At 65.7% G+C, this 19689-nt stretch carries 20 protein-coding genes and 1 pseudogene; 19 read left to right on the top strand and 2 right to left on the bottom strand.

Features of this window, described 5'->3' with window-relative positions; translation table 11 throughout:
* The first annotated feature begins 17 nt into the window (after positions 1-17).
* The 13 genes from FAZ69_RS19745 to FAZ69_RS19805 all read left to right on the top strand — a co-directional run bounded on the left by FAZ69_RS19745 (position 18) and on the right by FAZ69_RS19805 (position 12637).
* The gene (locus tag FAZ69_RS19745) at positions 18-1049 is read left to right on the top strand and encodes a fumarylacetoacetate hydrolase family protein (RefSeq protein WP_136896762.1); all 1032 of its coding nucleotides are present in this window, start codon (positions 18-20) and stop codon (positions 1047-1049) included.
* Entirely contained in the window at positions 1046-2920 is a 1875-nt protein-coding gene (locus tag FAZ69_RS19750; protein WP_136896763.1) for a phytoene desaturase family protein, read from the top strand. Before FAZ69_RS19745 ends, FAZ69_RS19750 begins: the two co-directional genes overlap by 4 nt.
* On the top strand, positions 2917-3864 hold the full coding sequence (locus FAZ69_RS19755) for an NAD-dependent epimerase/dehydratase family protein (protein ID WP_136896764.1): 948 nt from the start codon (positions 2917-2919) through the stop codon (positions 3862-3864). Before FAZ69_RS19750 ends, FAZ69_RS19755 begins: the two co-directional genes overlap by 4 nt.
* A 31-nt stretch (positions 3865-3895) precedes the next feature.
* Positions 3896-4828, top strand: a complete 933-nt coding sequence (locus FAZ69_RS19760) for a VOC family protein (RefSeq protein ID WP_136896765.1) — start codon at positions 3896-3898, stop codon at positions 4826-4828.
* 32 nt (positions 4829-4860) lie between these two features.
* Positions 4861-5238: a Rieske (2Fe-2S) protein gene (locus FAZ69_RS19765; RefSeq protein WP_206171219.1), complete on the top strand. Its 378-nt coding sequence runs from the start codon at positions 4861-4863 to the stop codon at positions 5236-5238.
* A 31-nt stretch (positions 5239-5269) separates the two neighbouring features.
* Positions 5270-6433 (top strand): alpha/beta hydrolase family protein, encoded by a 1164-nt coding sequence (locus FAZ69_RS19770; protein WP_136896766.1) that lies wholly within the window; start codon positions 5270-5272, stop codon positions 6431-6433.
* Positions 6434-6460: 27 nt separating this feature from the next.
* Positions 6461-7594, top strand: coding sequence for an FAD-dependent oxidoreductase (locus FAZ69_RS19775; protein WP_136896767.1), 1134 nt, complete (start codon positions 6461-6463; stop codon positions 7592-7594).
* Positions 7595-7616: 22 nt separating this feature from the next.
* On the top strand, positions 7617-8375 hold the full coding sequence (locus FAZ69_RS19780; protein WP_136896768.1) for an SDR family NAD(P)-dependent oxidoreductase: 759 nt from the start codon (positions 7617-7619) through the stop codon (positions 8373-8375).
* Between the two features lie 84 nt (positions 8376-8459).
* Positions 8460-9341, top strand: coding sequence for an RNA polymerase sigma-70 factor (locus tag FAZ69_RS19785; protein ID WP_136896769.1), 882 nt, complete (start codon positions 8460-8462; stop codon positions 9339-9341).
* Between the two features lie 192 nt (positions 9342-9533).
* Positions 9534-9941 (top strand): cupin domain-containing protein, encoded by a 408-nt coding sequence (locus tag FAZ69_RS19790; protein WP_136896882.1) that lies wholly within the window; start codon positions 9534-9536, stop codon positions 9939-9941.
* A 108-nt stretch (positions 9942-10049) separates the two neighbouring features.
* Entirely contained in the window at positions 10050-11087 is a 1038-nt protein-coding gene (locus tag FAZ69_RS19795) for a LysR family transcriptional regulator (protein WP_136896770.1), read from the top strand.
* 129 nt (positions 11088-11216) lie between these two features.
* Entirely contained in the window at positions 11217-11972 is a 756-nt protein-coding gene (locus tag FAZ69_RS19800) for an SDR family oxidoreductase (RefSeq protein WP_136896771.1), read from the top strand.
* Between the two features lie 110 nt (positions 11973-12082).
* The gene (locus tag FAZ69_RS19805) at positions 12083-12637 is read left to right on the top strand and encodes a DUF4142 domain-containing protein (RefSeq protein WP_136896772.1); all 555 of its coding nucleotides are present in this window, start codon (positions 12083-12085) and stop codon (positions 12635-12637) included.
* 199 nt (positions 12638-12836) lie between these two features.
* Here FAZ69_RS19805 and FAZ69_RS19810 read toward each other — a convergent pair whose 3' ends face one another.
* Positions 12837-13346, bottom strand: coding sequence for a DUF4148 domain-containing protein (locus FAZ69_RS19810; protein WP_136896773.1), 510 nt, complete (start codon positions 13344-13346; stop codon positions 12837-12839).
* A gap of 74 nt (positions 13347-13420) precedes the next feature.
* Positions 13421-13771, bottom strand: coding sequence for a hypothetical protein (locus FAZ69_RS19815; RefSeq protein WP_136896774.1), 351 nt, complete (start codon positions 13769-13771; stop codon positions 13421-13423).
* 357 nt (positions 13772-14128) lie between these two features.
* Here FAZ69_RS19815 and cueR point away from each other — a divergent pair, with 357 nt between their 5' ends.
* The 6 genes and pseudogenes from cueR to FAZ69_RS19840 all read left to right on the top strand — a co-directional run bounded on the left by cueR (position 14129) and on the right by FAZ69_RS19840 (position 19681).
* Positions 14129-14584, top strand: a complete 456-nt coding sequence (gene cueR, locus FAZ69_RS19820) for a Cu(I)-responsive transcriptional regulator (RefSeq protein WP_136896775.1) — start codon at positions 14129-14131, stop codon at positions 14582-14584.
* A 524-nt stretch (positions 14585-15108) separates the two neighbouring features.
* The gene (locus FAZ69_RS34245) at positions 15109-15234 is read left to right on the top strand and encodes a hypothetical protein (RefSeq protein WP_255451549.1); all 126 of its coding nucleotides are present in this window, start codon (positions 15109-15111) and stop codon (positions 15232-15234) included.
* A gap of 58 nt (positions 15235-15292) precedes the next feature.
* The gene (locus FAZ69_RS19825) at positions 15293-15559 is read left to right on the top strand and encodes a DUF2933 domain-containing protein (protein WP_136896776.1); all 267 of its coding nucleotides are present in this window, start codon (positions 15293-15295) and stop codon (positions 15557-15559) included.
* Between the two features lie 235 nt (positions 15560-15794).
* Positions 15795-17755: pseudogene (locus FAZ69_RS19830) on the top strand (copper-transporting P-type ATPase).
* 153 nt (positions 17756-17908) lie between these two features.
* Positions 17909-18271 (top strand): hypothetical protein, encoded by a 363-nt coding sequence (locus FAZ69_RS19835; RefSeq protein ID WP_136896777.1) that lies wholly within the window; start codon positions 17909-17911, stop codon positions 18269-18271.
* A 111-nt stretch (positions 18272-18382) separates the two neighbouring features.
* The gene (locus FAZ69_RS19840; protein WP_136896778.1) at positions 18383-19681 is read left to right on the top strand and encodes a TolC family protein; all 1299 of its coding nucleotides are present in this window, start codon (positions 18383-18385) and stop codon (positions 19679-19681) included.
* Positions 19682-19689: the final 8 nt, after the last annotated feature.

A 19689-nucleotide genomic window follows, 5' to 3' on the forward strand; every position in this document is an offset into this window, starting at 1 on the left:
CCAAGGAGACAGACGCCATGAAACTCGCGTCGCTGAAAAGCAGCCATCCCGACGGCGCACTGACAGTCGTGTCGCGCGACTTGAAGCAAGCGGTCCACGCAGGCGCGATCGCGCCAACCCTGCGTGCCGCACTCGACGACTGGGACCGCGCCGCGCCCGCGCTCGCCTCGCTTTACGAAGCGCTCAACAGCGGTCACGCTGCCGACGCATTCCCGTTCGATCCGAGCGCCTGCACTGCGCCGCTGCCGCGCACGCATCAGTTCGTCGACGCCTCGGCGTTCCTGAACCACGGCCGGATCATGACGCAGGCCTACCACCCCGAGAAAAAATCGGACCCATCGGTTCCGATCCTGATCCAGCGCCAGGGCGACGATTTCGCGGGGCCGCACGACGACTACCCGTTCCCCGGCGAAGCCGACAACTGCGACTTCGAAGGCGAGATCGGCGCCGTGCTCGCCGACACGCCGATGGGCACGACAAAAGACGCTGCGCTCTCGAAGGTCCGCCTCTTCGTGCTCTTCAACGACGTCAGCATGCGCAAGCACTTGTTCCGCGAGCTGGGGATGGGCTTCGGCTTCATCCTCGCGAAACCGGCCACCGCCTTCGCGCCGGTCGCGGTGACGCCCGGCGAACTCGGCGACGCATGGCGTGACGGACGCGTCCATCTCGACTTGCACGTGCATCGCAACGGCGAAGCATTCGGCCATCCGAACGGCCGCGAAATGAGCTTCGGCTTCCACGAGCTGATCGCCTACATGGCCTACAACCGCAACCTGCGCGCCGGCACGATCCTCGGCACGGGCACGTTCTCGAACGCCGACTATCGCAGCGTCGGCTCCGCGTGCCTCGCCGAGCGGCGCGCGATCGAAGTGCTCGCGACCGGCGAATCGACGACGCCCTGGCTGCGCTTCGGAGAACGCCTGCGCTTCGAGATGTTCGGCGAGGACGGCCAATCGATCTTCGGCGCGATCGACCATCGCTTCGTGCAAGCCGCCTCGGCCTCGGCGGAACACACCGGCGCGCATGCGCAAACAGGAGCCGCAGCATGAGCCAGACCTACGACATCGTCGCGATGGGCGCCGGCCACAACGGCCTCGTCGCCGCGGCCTATCTCGCGAAGGCCGGCAAGAAGGTGCTCGTGCTCGAACGCAAGGCGTGGCCCGGCGGCGGCGTCAGCACGCGCCAGCTCAACACGCCCGGCTACTGGCACGACGAGCATTCGAGCGTGCACATCATGATTCAGGGCAATCCGATGCTGCGGCAGGACGAGCTCGGCCTGATCGACAAGCACGGCTTGAATTACCACTACTCGCCGGTGCCGCACGCGACGATCTTCCCCGACCAGTCGGCGCTCTTCACCTACAAGGACATCGACAAGACCTGCGAATGCTTCGCCAAGGTTTCGCAAAAGGATGCCGAGACGTACCGCAGTTTCGTGAAGATGAGCCAGCAGGTGCTGCAGGTGTTCATGCCGGGCCTCTACGCGCCGCCGCCTCCGCTCGGCGAGCTCGTCGCGATGCTCGACCGCAGCAACGAAGGCCGGCTCATGCTCGACTACATGAACCGCGACTGCCTCGATCTCGTCAACCAGCTCTACGAGAGCGACAAGATCAAGATCCATCTGCTGCGGCTCGTCAGCGAGAACCTGCAGGCGCCCAACGAGCTCGGCACCGGCATGGGCGTGCTGCTGATGCCGGGCATCATCCACACCTATGGCGTATCGCAGCCCGTCGGCGGCAGCGGCAAGCTGACTGAAGCGCTCGTGCGCTGCATCGAGTCCCATGGCGGCGAGGTGCGCTGCAATGCCGAGGTCGCGCGGATTCTCACGAGCGGCGGCCGCGCGATCGGCGTCGAGCTCGCAGACGGTGAGATGATCGCCGCGAAAGACGCCGTGATCGGCGCGATCCATCCGCACGTGATCCGCAAGTTCGTCGAAGGGGTGCCCGAGCCCGTCATGCAGCGCGCCGAGCGCGCCACGCTCGCGCCCTTCTCGATCATGGTCAGCCACTACGACTTGAAGGAAAACGCGCGCTTCCACGCGGGCGAGGAAGTCGGCTACGCGACCATGCTCGAATTCATGGCCACCGACAAGCTCGACGAGATGCTCGCCGACTTCGACGACTTGAAGCGCGGCCTCATCACCGAGCGTCGCCTCTGCGCGGGCGGCGACGAGAGCATCGGCGACAAAACGCGCGTGCCGCCCGGCGCGGGCATGTTCCATGGGATCACGTTCGCGCCCTACACGGTGAAAGACCCGCGCTGGGCCGGTAAGCACTGGGACGAGTTCAAGGAGGAGATCGGCGACCTGTCGCTTGCGCACTATCGCAAGTACGTCTCGAACCTGACGAGCGAGAACATCATCGCGCGCAGCATCGTGAGCCCCGTCGATCTCGAACGCTCGAGCCCGAACAGCATGATGCGCGGCGACGTGCACGGCGTCGCGCCGTACTTCTATCAGAGCGCCGGTCATAGGCCGACGCCCGACCTCGGTCAGTTCACCGTCCCTGGCGTCGAGCGGCTTTATCTCGCGGGGCCGTTCCAGCATCCGGGCGGCGGCGTCTACGGCGCGGGGCGTGCGACCGCGATGAGGATGTTCGAGCAGCTCGGCATGGACTTCGCGAGCGTCGCCGCGGGCGCGCGGCACGACACGGGGATGGCGAACGCGAAGGCCGGGGGCCGGCCTTCCGGGGGCCGGCCGTCCGGCATGGTCCTGCGCGGCCCTGCCAACGAAGAGCTGATGCACGTCGAAGCGATGGAGCGCGTCGGCGACGAGCTCGTCATCAAAGGCAAGAGCTTCGGCACGATGCCGATGCAGGCGCGGCTCGACGCCGCCTCGGCCCGCGCGGGGCTCAAGATGCTCGGGCCATCGAAGCTCGCGTTCCTCGCGACGCTGCCGTTCCGCAAGGGGGGTGCGAAATGACCCATGCCGTCGTGACCGGCGCGCAAGGCTTCGTCGGGCAGGCGCTCGTCAAGCGCCTGCTCGCCGACGGACTCAACGGCGCGCGCGTGACGAAGCTCACGCTGATGGACCTGCGCTTTGACGCACCACCCGAAGACGATCGCATCGCACAGATCGGCGGCAGCATCGCCGATCCAGCGACCCGCGCGCGGGCCTATGCGACGCCCGTCGATGCGGTGTTCCATCTCGCGAGCGTCCCCGGCGGCGCGGCCGAGAAGAACTACGCGCTCGGCCGCGCGATCAACCTCGACGCCACGCTCGGCCTGCTCGAAGACCTGCGCGGCCAGCCGCGCGCGCCGCGCTTCGTGTTCGCGAGCACGGTGGCGGTCTATGGCGAACAGTTGCCTGAAGTTGTCGACGAAACCACCCTGCCCGCTCCCGCGCTGACCTACGGCGCGCACAAGCTGATCGGCGAAGCGCTGGTTGCCGACGCCTCGCGGCTCGGTTGGATAGAAGGCTGCTCGCTGCGCCTGCCCGGCGTGGTCGCGCGGCCCGGCGACGGCGCCGGAATGATGTCGGCGTTCATGAGCCAGCTGTTCTGGAAGCTCGCGGCGGGCGAACCGCTGACCGTGCCCGTGTCGCCCGACGGCCGCGCGTGGTGGATCTCGGTCGGCGCCTGCGTCGACAACCTGCTGCATGCGGCAAGCGTCGCACCCGAGTGCTTCGACGCGCGCCGCAGCTATCAGATGCCCGTGCTGCACCTGAGCGTGAGCGAAGTCGTCGATGCGCTCGCGGCACGTTTCGGCGCCGATCGCAAGACGCTCGTCACCTATGCGCCCGAACCGCTGATCCAGAAGCTGTTCGCGAGCTATCCGCCGCTCTTGACGCCGCGGGCCGAAGCGCTCGGCCTCGTTCACGACGGCAGCGTCGAGCGCCTCGTCACACGCGCACTCTCCGGCAATTGACGCCGCCCCACTCTCTCGCAAGGAAACCCCGATGAACATCCTCGGTCTCGAATACCTCGTCTTCGGCGTCGACGACCTGTCCGGCGCGCACCAGTTCCTGCTCGACTACGGCCTCGACCCGGTCCACTATCACCCCGCCGAGGGCGGCACCTACGCCGCGCTCGACGGCACTGGCCTCGTCGTGCGCCCTGCCTCCGACCCGAGCCTGCCGCCGCTGCCGCCCGGCGCCGCGACGCCGTCGCTGCGCGAGACCGTCTACGGCGTGGCCGACACCGCCACGCTCGCCGCGCTCGAGGCCAATCTCGCCGCGGACCGCGACGTCGCCGTCGATGCCGACGGCACGCTCCACTGCCTCGACGACTCCGGCTTCGGCATCGCCTTCACGGTCACGCGCCGCCGCCCCTACGCGGCCCGCCACCTCGGCTTCAACGTGCCCGGCCAGCCGCCCGGCCGCGCGCCCAACGACTGCGCCGCCGACCCCGACGCCGTCATCAAGCCGCGCACGCTCTCGCACGTCGTCTACTTCGTCGCCGACGCGCAACAAGCCGAGGCGTTCTACGCGCGGCTCGGCTTCGTCGTCACCGACCGCTTCAACCACCTCGGCCCCTTCCTGCGCCCGGCCGGCACGCTCGACCACCACACGCTCTTCATGATCGAAAGCCAGAACGATCACATGATCGGCTGCAACCACTTCACGTTCCACCTGGGCAGCGCGAACGAAGTGCTCCAGCACGGCTGGAACTTCGTGAAGAAGGGCTACAAGAGCTTCTGGGGGCCGGGCCGCCACATCCTCGGCAGCAACTTCTTCTGGTACTTCAACAGCCCGTTCGGCGCGGCGATCGAGTTCGACGCCGACATGGACCTGCACGACGACGCCTGGACGCCGCGCGCCTGCGACCCCGGCGCCGACAACTCGCAGATCTTCCTGTTCGACGCCCGCGGCAAGTGGGCGCCGGGCGAGTGACGCGGCGCGAACGAATCCATAGCGAGACGGCCATGCCCTCCGACCACCCGCTGCCGATGCCCGGCGAACGCCTGCTCTGCGAGCTCGACACGATCCCCGACGGCGGCGCGCGCGGCCTCCTGCGCGAAGGGCTCGACGACAGGCTCTGCGTCGTGCGGCAAGGCGGCGAGGTGTTCGTGTGGCTCAACGACTGTCCGCACGAGCACCGGCCGATGGAGTACCGGCAGGACCGGTTTCTCTCGGCCGACGGCGGCCACCTCGTCTGCTACGCGCACTCGGCGCACTTCGACATCCGCACGGGCTATTGCTTCGCGGGACCGTGCGCGGGCAAGTCGCTGACGAAGGTGCCCGCACGCATCGAGCACGGCAAGGTCTGGATACCGCGCGAGCCGCCCTCCCTTTTCGATTGATTCAAAGACCGACTTCAAACACGGATACGCCATGTTCCAGTACTTTCCGACCAACTACGTCTGGAGCCTTTCGACGATGATCGCCTTGACGCACGGCGGCAACATCGGCGAAGTGGACGCGATGTGCGCGCCGCTCGTGGAAGCGGCGCGTGTCGGCGACGACCCCGGCACCGAGGCCTTCTACGCGGCCTGGAAAGGCGGCGCCGACCAGCTCGCGGCACTGGCGGACGACGACCTCGCGCACGGCCACAAGCTATCCGCCGGCGACAAGCTCGCCCGCGCCGCGCTCTACTACGGCATCGCCGAGCGCATGCAGGCGCACGGCTTCGAGGCGCGCCTCGCGCTCTACTGGCGCTCGCTCGATCTGTTCGAGCAGGGCCGCACGCTCTCGCGCGAGAACTGCGTGCGCGTCGAGATCCCCTATCGCGACGTCCCTCTCTCCGCGCTCTACGTGCGCGCCGAAGGCCTCGCGCCCGGTGAGCGCGCGCCGCTCGTCGTCGTGATGAACGGCCTCGACTCGACCAAGGAGATGCTGCAAAAGAGCGTGATGGGGACGATGTTCGCCAGGCGCGGCCTGTCCGCGCTCTTCGTCGACCAGCCCGGCACGGGCGAGGCGCTGCGTCTGCACAACCTGCCCGCCGTGCACGACACGGAGACGTGGGCCTCGCCGATCGTCGACTGGCTCGAGCAGCACGCCGAGGTCGACGCCGCGCGCATCGGCGCGCTCGGCGTGTCGCTCGGCGGCTACTACTGCCCGCGCGCGGTGGCGTTCGAGCCACGCTTCGCCTGCGGCGCCGTGTGGGGCGCGAACCACGATTGGCGCGCCGTGCAGCAGGCGCGCCTGAAGCGCGAAGGCGAGAACCCCGTGCCGCACTACTGGAAGCACGTGCAGTGGGTGTTCGGCGCGAAGGACCTCGACGACTTCTTCGCCAAGGCCGAGCCCATGCACCTGAACGGCGTGCTCGACCGCATCCGCGTGCCGTTCCTCGTCACGCACGGCGAGAACGACCGCCAGATCCCGCTCAAGTACGCTCACGAGACGTTCGCTCAGCTCGTCAACGCGCCGAAGAAGGATCTGTTCGTTTTCACCGCGCGCGAAGGCGGCGTCGAGCACAGCTCGCTCGACAACCCGCTCAACGCAGGCAACCGCATTGCCGACTGGCTCGCAGAGCAGCTTGGCGGGTCGCTCGCCTGAAATCCACCAAGACATCGAGAGAGACACATGGCATTGGTCAACAAGGTGCTCATCATCGGCGGCGGCATCGGCGGCATGTGCGCGGCGATCCAGCTGCGCAAGCTCGGCGTCGCGGTCGATCTCGCCGAGCTCAATCCGCAGTGGGCGCCCGACGGCGCCGGCATCACCATCAGCGGGCCGACGCTGCGCGCGCTGCGCGAAGTCGGCGTGGCCGGCGAAGTGCTGCGGCGCGGCGGCACGTGGCCCGCGATCGACATCTGCGACGCGAACGGGCGCGTCGCCGCGACCGTCACGACGCCGAGCGCAATCGGCGCCGACGAGCTGCCGGGCGCAGCCGGCATCATGCGCAGCGTGCTCGCCGAGATTCTCGGCAACGCCACGCGCAACGCCGGGGCACAGGTTCGCCTTGGCGTCACGTTCGAGCGCATCGAGCAGGATGCCGACGGCGTCGACGTCCTCTTCAGCGACGGCACGCGCGGCCGCTACGACCTCGTGATCGGCGCGGACGGCGTGAACTCCGCCGTGCGCAAGCTCGTGCTGCCCGGCTTCACTGGACCGAAGTTCACGGGCCAGGGCTCGTGGCGCGCGGTGATGCCGCGCTTGCGCGAGAACTCGACGATCTACATGGGCGAGACCACCAAGGCCGGCATGAACCCGATCAGCGCGACCGAGTGTTATCTCTTCGTCCTCGACAAGCGCGACGGCATGGATTTCATCGAGCCCTCGCAGTGGCCGGCCAAGCTCGCGGAGCTGCTGGAGGAGTTCGGGGGCGCGGTCGGCGAGTTCCGCAAAGGCCTGCTCGACGGCTCGCTGAAAAACCACCGGCTGCTCTACCGGCCGCTCATGGGCCACATGATCGACGCGCCCTGGCACAAGGGCCGCATCGTGCTGCTCGGCGACGCCGTGCATGCGACGACGCCGCATCTTGCGTCGGGCGCCGGCATCGCCGTGGAAGGCGCGCTCGTGCTCGCCGAGGAGTTGGCGCGGCGCCACTCGCTCGAAGGCGCGCTCGCGGCCTACGCAGGACGCCACTACGACCGCGCGCGGCTCGTCGTCACGAGCTCGGCGCGCATGGGCCAGATCGAGCGCGAGGGCGGCTCGCGCGAGGAGCACACGCGCGTGATGCTGCACGCTCAAGAGGCGCTGCGCGCGCCGCTTTGACCTACTCCAAAGAGCTATCGACATGAGCACTTTCTCTTCCTCGAACTTGAACGGCCGCGTCGCCGTCGTCACGGGCGCGGCGGGCGGGCTCGGCCGGGCGTTTGCGCTGCGGCTCGCGGCGAGCGGCCACCGGCTCGTGCTGACCGACCGCGCGCCGTGCGGCGAGCTGGCCGGCGAGATCCGCGCGGCGGGCGGCGAGGCTATCGCCTTGGGCTGCGATCTGGCCGATACGCATGACGTCGAGCGCTTCGCCGCCGAAGTCATCGAGCGCGAAGGCCGGGCCGACGTGCTCGTCAACAACGCGGCGTTCATGCCGATGGCGCCGCTCGCCTCGATCAGCGCGGCGCTGTGGCGGCAGATCATGACGGTCAACGTCGACGCGCCGTTCCTGCTCGCGCAGGCGTTTTCGAAAGGGATGGCGGAGCGGCGCTGGGGACGCATCGTCAATCTCGCGTCCAGCACGGTCTGGGGGCCGCCGCCGGGCATGTCGGCGTACGCGAGCAGCAAGATGGCGGTGATCGGGCTAACGCGTGCGCTCGCCGCCGAGCTGGGCGCATACGGCGTTACGGTGAACGCGATCTCGCCGGGATTGACGCGTCATGCGGGCAGCGAGGCGAATCTGCCTGCTGTGGCGTTCGAAAGCGTACGCGCACGTCAGTTCATCCCGCGCACGGAGGCGCCCGAGGACCTGACCGGCGCACTCGCCTTTCTCGCCTCCGACGACGCGGCGTTCGTCACAGGGCAGGTGTTGAACGTCGATGGCGGCGGCTTCGGGTTCTAAAGCGTTGGGCCGTGCGCGACAATGGGCAACTGTCGGCACGCTGTTCAAGCGGGGCTTGTACCCAACGCGAGAGGAAGGTTGTCCATGGACGACGACGTACACACCTTTAACGGGCTCCGCCCCCGATTGCAGAAGATTGCCTATCGAATGCTGGGGGGTGTGGCGGAAGCCGAAGATATCGTGCAGGAGGTCTGGCTGCGTTGGCATGCGGCGGCCCGTGAGAGCATCGATAACGCGGAAGCGTGGCTCGTCGCGGTAACGACACGGATGTCCATCGACCATCTGCGGGCCGCGAAGATTCAGCGTGAACATTACACGGGCATCTGGCTGCCCGAGCCGCAGATGACCGACTCGCCGGCCACGCCCGAGGAGGTTGTGGAGCGCGCGGACGACGTTTCCGTGGCATTTCTGATGCTGCTCGAGCGGCTGACGCCGGAAGCGCGGGCCGCCTTCCTGCTGCGCGAGGTCTTCGACGCGGACTACGGCGACGTCGCCCAGGCCATCGGCAAGTCGGAGGCGGCGTGCCGGCAACTGGTCAGCCGTGCAAGGGCGCAACTGCGCGACGAGCGCCCGCGATACGAAGTGCCGCCCGAGACGCATCTTCGCCTGCTGCGGATGTTCGCCCAGGCGCTGGAGCGCGGCGACTTCCATGCGATCGACGCATTGCTGGCCGAAGACGCCACGCTGATCGGCGACGGGGGCGGAAAAGTCCAGAGCTTCCCGAAGCCGATGCTGGGCGGCCGTCGCATCGCGCAGCTTTTCTACGCATCGTGCCTGCGCTACCGCAGCGAACTCAGCGTCAAGCTCGTGGTGCTCAATGGCCAGTGGGCGCTGCTGCGCTTTATCGAAGGCAAGCTCGAATCGGCGCAGTCGTTCGAAACGGACGGCGAGCGCATCCTTCGCGTCCTCGTGCAGCGCAACCCCGACAAGCTGGCGCGCATCGCGGCGGCATGCGCCAACGGTTGAACGGTTTTTTCCTGGCGCGCACGCGCGGTTCACGTCGCCGATTGGTGCATCACGGGCAACACCATGAGCCTGTCCGCACGTCTACCGCGACATGCCGCGCCCTCCTACGATGATTTCGTGCGGCTCATTACCGCTGACGGCACCCGCTCGGCTCGGGTGCTCACTCATCGTCGCCAGGAGAAACACACCATCATGCTTCGCTTGAAAACCGCCGCACTGGCCGCGGCCGCCGTCGTATGCGCATGGATGGGCGAGGCCAGCGCCACGCCGCCCTCCGCCATCGTCACGCCGTTGATGACGAAGGCGCTCGACGATTATCCGGGCAAGGAAGCCGTGATGATCACCGTCGAGTACCCGCCGGGCGCAGCCGATCCTGTTCACCGGCACAACGCGCATGGGTTCATCTATGTGCTGGAAGGATCGATTGTGATGCAGGTCAACGGCGGCAGGGAGGTCACGCTGGGGCCTGGACAAACCTTCTATGAAGGCCCGAACGATATCCATACGGTCGGACACAACGCGAGCCAGACCCAGCCGGCAAAGTTCATCGTGCTGCTGCTGAAGAACAAGGGTGCCCCCATTCTCGTGCCGGAAAAGTAAATCCGGGCGCGCGCCCGCGTTTTCTCCACCCTCCAAAAAACCGGATGCTGTCACAAATGGCGGAGCTGATACGTCTAGTCGAGTACAGACTTTACGACTCGCGCTTTCATGTCAGATTTCCCATCACGCCATTCCGTCGCCGGCGCCGACGACCCGTTCGCGAGCAGCTTTGCGACGAGTTACGCCGGCGTCGTCTCTTTTCTGGCCGTCGCCAACGAAGGCAGCTTTACCCGCGCGGGCGATCGCCTTGGCATCGGCCGTTCCTCGGTCAGCCGCAACGTGCAGAAACTCGAGGCCCAGCTCGATGCGCGTCTGTTCCTGCGCACGACGCGCAGCACGTCGCTGACACGCGAGGGCGAACTGTTCTACGAGAACTGCCGGCCGGGCATCGAGCGCATCGTCCAGGCGCTCGAAGACATGCGGGAGCTGCGCCACGGGCCGCCTCGCGGCCATCTGCGCATCGGCTCGACGCCCGGCTTCGGCCGCAAGATCGTCGCGCCGCTGCTGCGAGGCTTTCACACGCAATACCCCGAGATCACGCTGGAATTGCTGCTAAACGATCGCCCCGCCGACTTCACCGCCGATCGCATCGACGTTTCGTTTCGCGAGGGGCGCATGGAAGACAGCGGGATCGTGGCGCGGCAACTGATTCCGATGCAGATGATCGTCTGCGCATCCCCCGCCTATGCGCGAATTCACGGATTGCCGCGCCACGTGGACGACCTGGCGCATCATCGCTGCATCAACTTCCGGACGGCGTCGGGCCGAACCAGGGAGTGGGAGTTCAAGATCGACGGCCTTGCGCAGCGTCGCCAGCCCGTCGCGCAGCACACGTTCAATGACGCGGATCTGATGCTGCAGGCGGTGCTCCACGGCTTGGGCATCGCGCAGCTGCCGGGCTATCAGGTGTGCGATCTGCTTGGCGACGGGCAACTGGTCAGTTGTCTTGCGCAGCACGCCCCCGACGATGGCGGCCACTATCTCTGCTATCTCAGCCGCAAGCATCTTCCAGCTCGAATCCGCGTGTTCGTCGACTATATGACCGAGCACGCGAGAGCGCTCGATTTGCAGTGCCTGACGGCGATGACGACGCTGTCGGCAGTGGCCAGACAAGGGACCGTCAATATCGTGACCGTCGTCGACTGACGCGAGTTTTCGATTGGTGCCGAAGGGGCAACACCGTGAGCCTGCTTGCGTGTCTACCGCGACACACCTCGCACATCTACGATGACTTCATGCGGCGCCTTGCCGCTAACGAAATATGGAGAGTGAATCATGAAGATCGTCGTCATCGGCGGCACTGGGCTGATCGGCTCGAAGACCGTCGCCATTCTGCGCCAGGGCGGCCACGAGGTCGTCGCCGCGTCGCCCCGAAGCGGCATCAACAGCATCACCGGAGAGGGGCTCCAGGAGGCCTTGGCGGGCTCTCAGGTGGTGATCGACCTCGCCAATTCGCCCTCATTCGAAGACCAGGCAGTGCTGGAATTCTTCGAAACCTCCGGCCGCAACCTGCACGCGGCGGAGGCCGCGGCAGGCGTGCGGCACCATGTGGCGCTCTCGATCGTCGGAACCGACCGGACACCCGGCAATGGCTATTTCCGCGCCAAGGTTGCCCAAGAGGAATTGATCGAAGCCTCCGGCATCCCCTACACCATCGTCCGCTCGACCCAGTTCCTGGAATTCCTCGGCGGCATCGCCGATTCATGCACCGCTGGAAACGTTGTCAGGCTTTCGCCCGGCCTGTTCCAGCCCATCGCGGCAGACGACGTTGCCGCCATCGTCGCCGATGTGGCGCTCGCGGCGCCGCGACGAGGCATCGTCGACATCGCGGGCCCGGAACGCGCGCCGTTCGACGAAATCGTCGCCCGCTATCTGAAGGCGGTTGGCGATCCGCGTGAGGTCGTGCGCGATCCCGAGGCCCGATACTTCGGCGGCCGGGTCGAGGAGCATTCGCTCGTGCCGCTGGGCGAGGCCCGCCTCGGCCGCATCGGCTTCGACGAATGGCTCCGCCGCTCACGGGCAACCGCCTGATCCCGTATCGTTACCAACCGTTACAGAATCGACGCCATCGTTTCACCTGTCCGGAAGGCGAGTTCCTAGAATTCCTCAGACTGTTACCAACCACGCAAAAAGGAGTTCACATGACTCGCCTCTCGCTTGCCTCGCTCATTGCCACGTCAGCTGTCGGCCTTTGCGCCGTTGCGCTGAGTGCCCACGCGCAGACCCCCGCGCCGTCGGCCGCCCCCGGCGCGCACGAACTGCATGCCGCCGACCAAGCCTTCATCACCGACGGCACCCGGACCGTCGCGACCCAGCGCGACGCCGCCCGCATCGCCGACTCGCGTTCCAGCGACCGCGACGTGAAGGCCTTCGCCGAGAAGCTGGTAGCGGACTACACGAAGCTCTCCGACTCGATGCGCGCGGCGAGTCCGCGCGGCGTGGACGTGCCGCGCAACGACCCGGAAACGGCCGTGCTCGACAGCATCAAGAATCTGCGCGGCGCCGATTTCGACAAGACGTATATCGAGCAGGTGGCGCTGGACGGCCAGCAGAAGACGCTCTCGGCTTTCCAGGCCGAGATCGCTTCTGGCCGCGATGAAGGGCTCAAGAAGGCCGCGAGGGAAGCGTTGCCTGTGATCCAGGCGGATTACGCGAAGGCGCAGGAGCTTGCAAAGCGCAAGCATCTCGCCGGCTGATAGCCAACCTCCCCCCGGCCTCACCTCGCCGGCGCGCGCACCTTGCGCGCCGGGTCCCTTTCGGACGCCGCGAGTCATCACTGGTCCCCCTATCAGCGCATGGGACTGCCCTTGCTAGCCGGCCAACCGGCGCCGGACGGATGCTTGGGATCGGCAGCAGCATCGCTGTCGCCAATCCGTCCTGTCAGCGCCGGATCGCTCACTGCGCAGCAGCGTTCAAGTAGTCGTGGGCTCGCCACCAGTTTTCCGCCTGCTGGAATTGCACGCGATTACGCTCCCGCATTTCCGCGCTGGGCGGGTAGTGAGCGTTGCCGGTAGGTAGCCAGCCCGCTTCTCTGGCTTGCAGCAGTTCCGTCTGCACCTGTGCGCGGGTTTTGCCCGTAGCAGTGTTCGCGCCTGCAACGGAAGTGGCGTCGGCCTGGACCGCGACCGTCGGTGCGGTATTTGCCGAAACGCGCTCGAGGTTCGAGGCGCCGGAAGAATAGCGATAGACGGGGCCGCGGGGGCCGCCTCCACCGGCAAAGGCCGTAAGGGAGGCCGAAAGAAGCAGCGTCGCGATAGCGGAACGGTTCAGCAGAGTCGTAACTTTCATGATCGATTCCTTGAGAAGGAGGGAAACTTCGCCATGCGCCGAGGCGCAGTGGCGGCAATACGAAGCGGGAAATGTCCTGCTGGCGCAGAGCGAGTGACCGAAGGATGGGAATGCCATGCAGGCCTCCGTACGGGCGAGCGGGAGCGCGTGCCAGCTTGCGCAGGGCACGACCGACGTTCAGCCGTCAGGGGCTACGTGCGAAACACCTGGAACAAGATGCGTGGAGGGGGTGGCGCCGATATCAGGATCGGTTCGGAACGAGCAGGAAGATGCGGCTGGATAGCCAGCGCGAAGATAGACGAGTGTCCCCAGATCAACGGCAGCCACACAAGCGGTGACGGAGCGGGCTGCTCGGCGTGATCGGGCTGGGCGCTGTTGTCGCAGTGCGCGTGACAGGCCGCGCCTGTTTGATGGTCACCGAGATCACCGTGGCTGCTTGCCGACGCGGCCAATACGGTCGGGTCCGGCGAAGCGGCGTGCACGGCATCTGCGCAGGCGTACGCGGCGATCCACAGCTGACTGAAGATCAGCGCGAACAGCATTGCAACAACGGTGAACGTACGTATGACCGGGCGACGCATGGCTTTGACTCAGACTGACCAGAGCACGATGGATGATGGAGCGGAGTATCGACATTCCCACGAAGGGAAGGTCAAGCGTCTTGCGCAAATTTTTGTTTGCCGTGATGGCATGCAAAAGCTTGCGCATTCCCGCAAGGGGGATGTCAAGAATCGCCGGCCGATTTTTTTACCGTGATGCACGGAAGAAACTTGACCTTCCCACGATCGGAAGGCCTACATTCAATCCGTCAAGAACGCGGTGTGCAGCCCAGCATCCCGACAGACAGGTAGGCTGCAATCAACGCGGCCGCGTAACCGGCGACATTTGCAAGGTGTGCCATGAATATAGGGGAAGCGGCGAGCGCCTCCGGCGTCTCCGCCAAGATGATCCGCTACTACGAGAGTATCGACCTGATACAAGTTGCCGGACGCACCGACGGTGGATACCGGATCTACGGAACGGATGACGTCCACGTATTGCGCTTCATCCACCAGGCGCGCACGCTGGGTTTTCCCATCGAGCAGATCCGTCTGCTGCTCACGCTCTGGAAGGATCAGCACCGCGCGAGCGCGGAGGTCAAGGCGATCGCCGAGCAACATATTGCCGAGCTCGATACGCGGATCGCGGAGCTTGTCGAGATGCGAGATGCGCTCGCGCATCTCGCGCGGCATTGCGCGGGCGATCAGCGGCCGTCTTGCCCCATTCTGGAAGAACTGGGCCGGGGTGACGAGCGCAAGCTCGCGCGTCGCGAGTTACGTCTGCTCAGGCAGTCCGCATCGCGAGCGGACGACTGAGCAAGACCGGGTGAAACATAGCCATATACACGAAATGAGCGAGTAGGATCGTGAAGCGGGCCGTCAAACTGCTGCTGTGTTTTCTGATCGCGTGGCTGCCTCTGGCAGGTTTCGCCGCAGCGGCACCGCATTGCTCGCAAGTCTCATCTACGGTCCAGCCCTCGCACAGTGCCGCACAGCACACCGCGACCCCCATGGCTGACATGCATGCCACCGGCACGCCGTCGACACACCATCAAACCGCTTGCCACGGCAGTGCCGGCACGCTTTGCTGCAGCGTCTTCGCGGCTCCCGCGGAGATCTCCCTACCCGGCTTGGCAACGTCTTCGTCTGTCTATACGCCGCGTGATTCCACGCGGGTCTCACAGTTCATTCCCAATCTTCCGCAACGCCCTCCACAGGCGCTGTAGTCCCTCTTTGCCAGCTCTCCGTCTGACGGCCGCGTCAGCGGTCCTCGCGGCTCGCCGGTGAGGGCTCGTGGCGACTGACCGTCGGCCCTCGGTCCAGCACGTGAAGACTGCCCGATGATGGGACAGCTGCCCCCTGGAAACGAAAAGCTCGCCATGCAGATGCACGGCGAAACGATGAAGGCGATGGGCGACATCATGCTCAAGTACGCCGACAGGATCCAGACACCGCCGTCGAAGTAACCACACGATCATCCATCGGATTCGGATGGAATCGAATTTGAACTCAAGGAATAACACCATGAAATGCACGAAAACGATGCTCACCGCGGGCGCCGTCATCCTCGCAGCCCTCGCGCTTGCCTATGCGGCGCTGCCCCAGTTCCGAGCGCTGGTGCTGAGCGCCGGACCGTTCCTGCTGCTCCTGCTGTGTCCGCTGTCGATGCTGTTCATGATGAAGGGCATGCATTCGAACAGCGATCGTCAGGTCGCTCCCTCCGATGCGCCGCAGGACCGTTTGCCCGCAGCGGAGGCGCAGCCGAAGCGATCCCAGCGTGGCAATGCTTAACGTTTGACTCGCGAACGATGTGCGTTCGTGTCACGCCGGCTATACCCGTACGGTTGAGGCAGTCGTGAACAGGCGCGAATGAAGCGGAGTGATTCACGAGCGCTGATAAGGAGTAGCGTGAATGGACAAGCGGCCACACACCACGGGCAATGCTCGAGCACGCCCGGATGCGCGTGTGCCGGCGCAAGCCGGCGGTGACGTTCCCTGCGCGCATTGCGAGGCGGTCGAGGCGCCGATGCGCGAGACGGCACGCCGAGTTGGCGAGTCGTCAGCTCCCGGCGGCGCGATCTATACGTGCCCAATGCATCCGGAAATCCGGCAGGACCATCCCGGCCTTTGCCCGAAATGCGGCATGACGCTGGAGTCACTCCTGCCGGAACCCGGTGATGAGGAAGATCCGGAGCTGGCGGATTTCCGCCGTCGCTTCTGGCTGACATTGCCGTTGTCAGTTGTGACGTTCGTACTGGCGATGTTCGGCCATCGGGCCGGCTGGTTCCCCGCTTCGATGCGGAACTGGGTGGAACTGCTTTTGTCGGCACCCGTCGTGCTTTGGGCCGGTTTGCCGATTTTTCGACGCTTTGCGCAGTCGCTGCTCAACCGCAGTCCGAACATGTGGACGCTGATCGGGCTGGGCACGGCTGCGGCGTTCATCTACAGCGCGGTCGCGACCGCCGCCCCCGCGCTGTTTCCGTCGAACTTTATGGTGGACGGAAACGTCGGCGTCTATTTCGAGGCCGCGGCGGTCATCATGTCGCTGACGCTGCTCGGACAGGTGCTCGAGCTCCGGGCGCGCTCGACGAATCGATGATTACGGGTGAGTCGATGCCGGTGGCGAAGCGCGCCGGCGATCAGGTGATCGGCGCCACGCTCAACACGTCAGGCAGCTTGATCGTGCGCGCGGAGAAAGTGGGATCGCAAACGGTCCTCGCACAAATCGTCCAGCTGGTCGCCCAGGCACAACGGTCCAAAGCGCCGATGCAGCGGATGGCTGACAAGGTCGCGGGCGTCTTCGTGCTGGTGGTGATCGCCATTGCACTGCTGACGTTCTTCGCCTGGGGCATCCTCGGGCCGCAACCGAGTTGGGTGTTCGGCTTGATCAATGCGGTCGCGGTGCTGATCATTGCCTGCCCCTGTGCGATGGGACTCGCCACGCCCATGTCCATCATGGTGGCAAGCGGCAAGGGCGCCTTGCACGGGGTGCTGTTCCGTGACGCGGCCGCAATCGAAAACCTCCGCAAGGTGGATACGCTCGTGGTCGACAAGACCGGGACGTTGACCGAAGGGCGGCCGGTGTTCGAACGGGCCATCGGCGTCAACGGTTACGCCGCGGATGAGGTGTTGCGGCTCGCCGCGAGTCTCGATCAGGGCAGCGAGCATCCGCTTGCCGCCACGCTCGTCGCCGCGGCGAACGAGCGCCGGCTTGCGCTCGAGCCGGTGAAAGACTTTGACGCCGTCGCCGGACTCGGCGTGCACGGGATGATGGGCGGAAAGAGGCTTGCGCTCGGCAACGCCGCCCTGATGAACGACGAGCGGGCGGCCCCCGGGACGCTCGCGAAGGATGCCGACAGCCTGCGCACCCAAGGCGCGAGCGTCATGTATCTGGCCGTGGACGGAGCGCTTGCGGGCCTGCTGGCGGCCTCCGATCCGATCAAGGCGAGCACGCCTGAAGCGCTTGGCACGTTGCAGGCGGCGGGCATTCGAGTCGTCATTGCGAGTGGCGACGGAATCGCCACCGTCAAGGCGGCGGCAACGAGGCTCAAGATCGGCGAGTTCCATGGCGAATTCAAGCCGGCGGACAAGCTGGCGCTGGTGTCACGGCTCCAGGACGAAGGTGCGGTGGTCGCGATGGCCGGTGACGGCATCAACGATGCGCCCGCACTTGCGAAGGCCGATGTCGGGGTAGCGATGGGTACCGGCGCCGACGTCGCGATGTCCAGCGCCCAGGTGACCCTGGTAAAAGGCGATCTGCGCGGAATCGCACGGACACGCGCACTGTCGGAGGCTACGGTGCGCAACATGAAACAGAACCTCGCCTGGGCATTTGCCTATAACGCGTTGGGCGTGCCGCTGGCGGCCGGCGCACTGTATCCGCTGACCGGCTGGCTGTTGTCTCCGATGATCGCAGCACTGGCAATGAGCCTGAGTTCGGCCTCGGTGATTTCCAATGCACTGCGGTTAAGAGGTGCAAGGATCTGAATGAAAAGCGTATCGACAACAGCACATCAATGTCCGAGCGGGGAATTGGTTCGCTCTTGCCGTTCCGTTGCCCGGTTTATTGCAATCCTGCACGAAGGAAGTTGCGAACATTTTCCCCAAATTGGGTAAACTACCGGCGCGAAAACTGCTGCCATGAAACTTCTCCGGACCTTCATCCTCTTGCTGCTTTGCACGGTGCTGCCCATCAGTGGGCTGGCAGCGAGCGGCTTGACAGGAGAATGTCCGATGCGGATGAGCATGGGCTCCGGCGACGGTAGTGCGAAGTCGGCGGAGATGTCCGGCTGCGAGATGATGAAATCCTCTCATCCGGGAAAAGCCAAAGGCTTCTTCTGCAAGGCAACGGCGCAGTGTCAGCTGGGCAACCTGTTTCACCCGGTATCGCGCATCGAGGTGATCCGCCCCGCCGGGCTGTCCAGCCCCGTCGTCTTCCACTACGCACAGTCGCTCGCCGTCCGCATACCGGCCGGCCTCTGGCGACCTCCTCGCTCCCTGTAACGCTCCGATCTTCTGGCACACCGCCTGTGCGCGGTGACGTTTGGCCTGAGTCAGGCCATGAGCCGCTACGCCTGTTCTAACCAGGCGTAGGCTCGATCATTCGGGGTTCACATGTTTCTTCCATTACTCCCATCGGGCAACCGACGGCGAGCTCTGCGCCTCGTCGCGCTCGCAGCATTCGTCCTGCACGCCGCCGGTGCTGCCTGGGCGCAAGGCACTGGCATGACGCTGGACGAGGCACTGCAGGTCGCGGAAAGCCGCTCGTCGTCCATTCAGGCGTCGCAAGCAGCAGTTCGTGGAGATTCGGCCGTCGTCGTCAAAGCGGGACAGCTGCCCAATCCCACGTTGAAGCTGAGTGTCGAAGACCTCCCAATCAACGGACCTCAAGCCTTTACGATTGGCCGGGACGACTTCACGATGCGCGGCATCGGCATCGAACAGGAGTGGGTCTCACCATCGAAGCGCCGCCTGCGCACCGTGCTCGCCAATCGCACAGTCGACCAGGACAGGTCAACTTACCTTGAAAAGCTCGCCGGGGTCAGGCAGCAAACCGCCATGGCGTGGCTCAATGCCGTCTACGCGAAGAAGGCGGTTGCGCTGGACAAGGCGCTGGCCGACCACCTGAACGGTGAACTTGCTGCCCGTCAGGCGTCATACCGCGGTGCGCAAGGCACTGCGTCGGATATCGCCCAGGCGCGCCTCGCGCTCGGCAATGCCCGCGACGCGCTGATCGACGCGCAGCAGGATGAAAAAGCCGCGCTGATCGAACTGTCACGCTGGACCGCTGCCGGCAACGTGCTGCATGTCGCCGACGAGCCGCCGTCTCTCGAATCGCAGGTACCCGGCATGGGCGCCGAGCAGCTCGCTCAGGTTCATCCGGCTCTCATTGCCGGGCGCGCGGCCATTTCGGTTGCCGATGCGGCGACCGAGGTCGCCCGCAGCGACAGGAGCCCCAACTGGACGTGGGGGCTGACCTATTTCAAGCGGGGCGGCAATTTCTCCGATTACGTGTCCTTCGGCGTGTCGATTCCGTTGCCGATCAACCGGAAAAATCTCGAAGACCGCGACCTCGAGCAGAAGTCGGAAATGGGCACGCAGGCACGGCTCAATTACGAAGACACCGAGCGGCAGGTGATGGCAGATATCCAGAGTCTCGCGGCAAAGCTGGCGAGCGGGCGCGAGCGACTCGCCAATCTGCAGCAGACCGTCCTGCCCGCTGCCGAACAGAAAGTGCAACTGGCCAACGCGGCCTACCGGTCCGGCGCCGGCACGCTCGCCGACGCTTTTGAAGCGCGGCACATGCAGCTCGAAACGCAGCTTCAGGTGCTCAATGTCGAACGGCAGGTGTCGCTCATCTGGGCAGGACTCGAGTACCAGGTCTTGCCGCCCGACATGATCGCCAGTCAATGAGGACGAGA

The organism is Trinickia terrae (genome assembly GCF_005144415.1).
Lineage (GTDB): Bacteria > Pseudomonadota > Gammaproteobacteria > Burkholderiales > Burkholderiaceae > Trinickia_A > Trinickia_A terrae.

What these genes read in the sequence shown, in the direction of transcription:
- FAZ69_RS34245 (WP_255451549.1), top strand. Translation starts at nt 15,109, where the DNA reads ATGATGGGACAGCTGCCCCCTGGAAACGAAAAGCTCGCCATGCAGATG.
- FAZ69_RS19775 (WP_136896767.1), top strand. Translation starts at nt 6,461, where the DNA reads ATGGCATTGGTCAACAAGGTGCTCATCATCGGCGGCGGCATCGGCGGC.
- FAZ69_RS19825 (WP_136896776.1), top strand. Translation starts at nt 15,293, where the DNA reads ATGAAATGCACGAAAACGATGCTCACCGCGGGCGCCGTCATCCTCGCA.
- FAZ69_RS19765 (WP_206171219.1), top strand. Translation starts at nt 4,861, where the DNA reads ATGCCCTCCGACCACCCGCTGCCGATGCCCGGCGAACGCCTGCTCTGC.
- FAZ69_RS19795 (WP_136896770.1), top strand. Translation starts at nt 10,050, where the DNA reads ATGTCAGATTTCCCATCACGCCATTCCGTCGCCGGCGCCGACGACCCG.
- FAZ69_RS19750 (WP_136896763.1), top strand. Translation starts at nt 1,046, where the DNA reads ATGAGCCAGACCTACGACATCGTCGCGATGGGCGCCGGCCACAACGGC.
- FAZ69_RS19790 (WP_136896882.1), top strand. Translation starts at nt 9,534, where the DNA reads ATGCTTCGCTTGAAAACCGCCGCACTGGCCGCGGCCGCCGTCGTATGC.
- FAZ69_RS19755 (WP_136896764.1), top strand. Translation starts at nt 2,917, where the DNA reads ATGACCCATGCCGTCGTGACCGGCGCGCAAGGCTTCGTCGGGCAGGCG.
- FAZ69_RS19780 (WP_136896768.1), top strand. Translation starts at nt 7,617, where the DNA reads ATGAGCACTTTCTCTTCCTCGAACTTGAACGGCCGCGTCGCCGTCGTC.
- FAZ69_RS19745 (WP_136896762.1), top strand. Translation starts at nt 18, where the DNA reads ATGAAACTCGCGTCGCTGAAAAGCAGCCATCCCGACGGCGCACTGACA.
- FAZ69_RS19770 (WP_136896766.1), top strand. Translation starts at nt 5,270, where the DNA reads ATGTTCCAGTACTTTCCGACCAACTACGTCTGGAGCCTTTCGACGATG.
- FAZ69_RS19835 (WP_136896777.1), top strand. Translation starts at nt 17,909, where the DNA reads ATGAAACTTCTCCGGACCTTCATCCTCTTGCTGCTTTGCACGGTGCTG.
- FAZ69_RS19815 (WP_136896774.1), bottom strand. Translation starts at nt 13,771, where the DNA reads ATGCTGTTCGCGCTGATCTTCAGTCAGCTGTGGATCGCCGCGTACGCC.
- FAZ69_RS19805 (WP_136896772.1), top strand. Translation starts at nt 12,083, where the DNA reads ATGACTCGCCTCTCGCTTGCCTCGCTCATTGCCACGTCAGCTGTCGGC.
- cueR (WP_136896775.1), top strand. Translation starts at nt 14,129, where the DNA reads ATGAATATAGGGGAAGCGGCGAGCGCCTCCGGCGTCTCCGCCAAGATG.
- FAZ69_RS19800 (WP_136896771.1), top strand. Translation starts at nt 11,217, where the DNA reads ATGAAGATCGTCGTCATCGGCGGCACTGGGCTGATCGGCTCGAAGACC.
- FAZ69_RS19760 (WP_136896765.1), top strand. Translation starts at nt 3,896, where the DNA reads ATGAACATCCTCGGTCTCGAATACCTCGTCTTCGGCGTCGACGACCTG.
- FAZ69_RS19840 (WP_136896778.1), top strand. Translation starts at nt 18,383, where the DNA reads ATGTTTCTTCCATTACTCCCATCGGGCAACCGACGGCGAGCTCTGCGC.
- FAZ69_RS19785 (WP_136896769.1), top strand. Translation starts at nt 8,460, where the DNA reads ATGGACGACGACGTACACACCTTTAACGGGCTCCGCCCCCGATTGCAG.
- FAZ69_RS19810 (WP_136896773.1), bottom strand. Translation starts at nt 13,346, where the DNA reads ATGGCATTCCCATCCTTCGGTCACTCGCTCTGCGCCAGCAGGACATTT.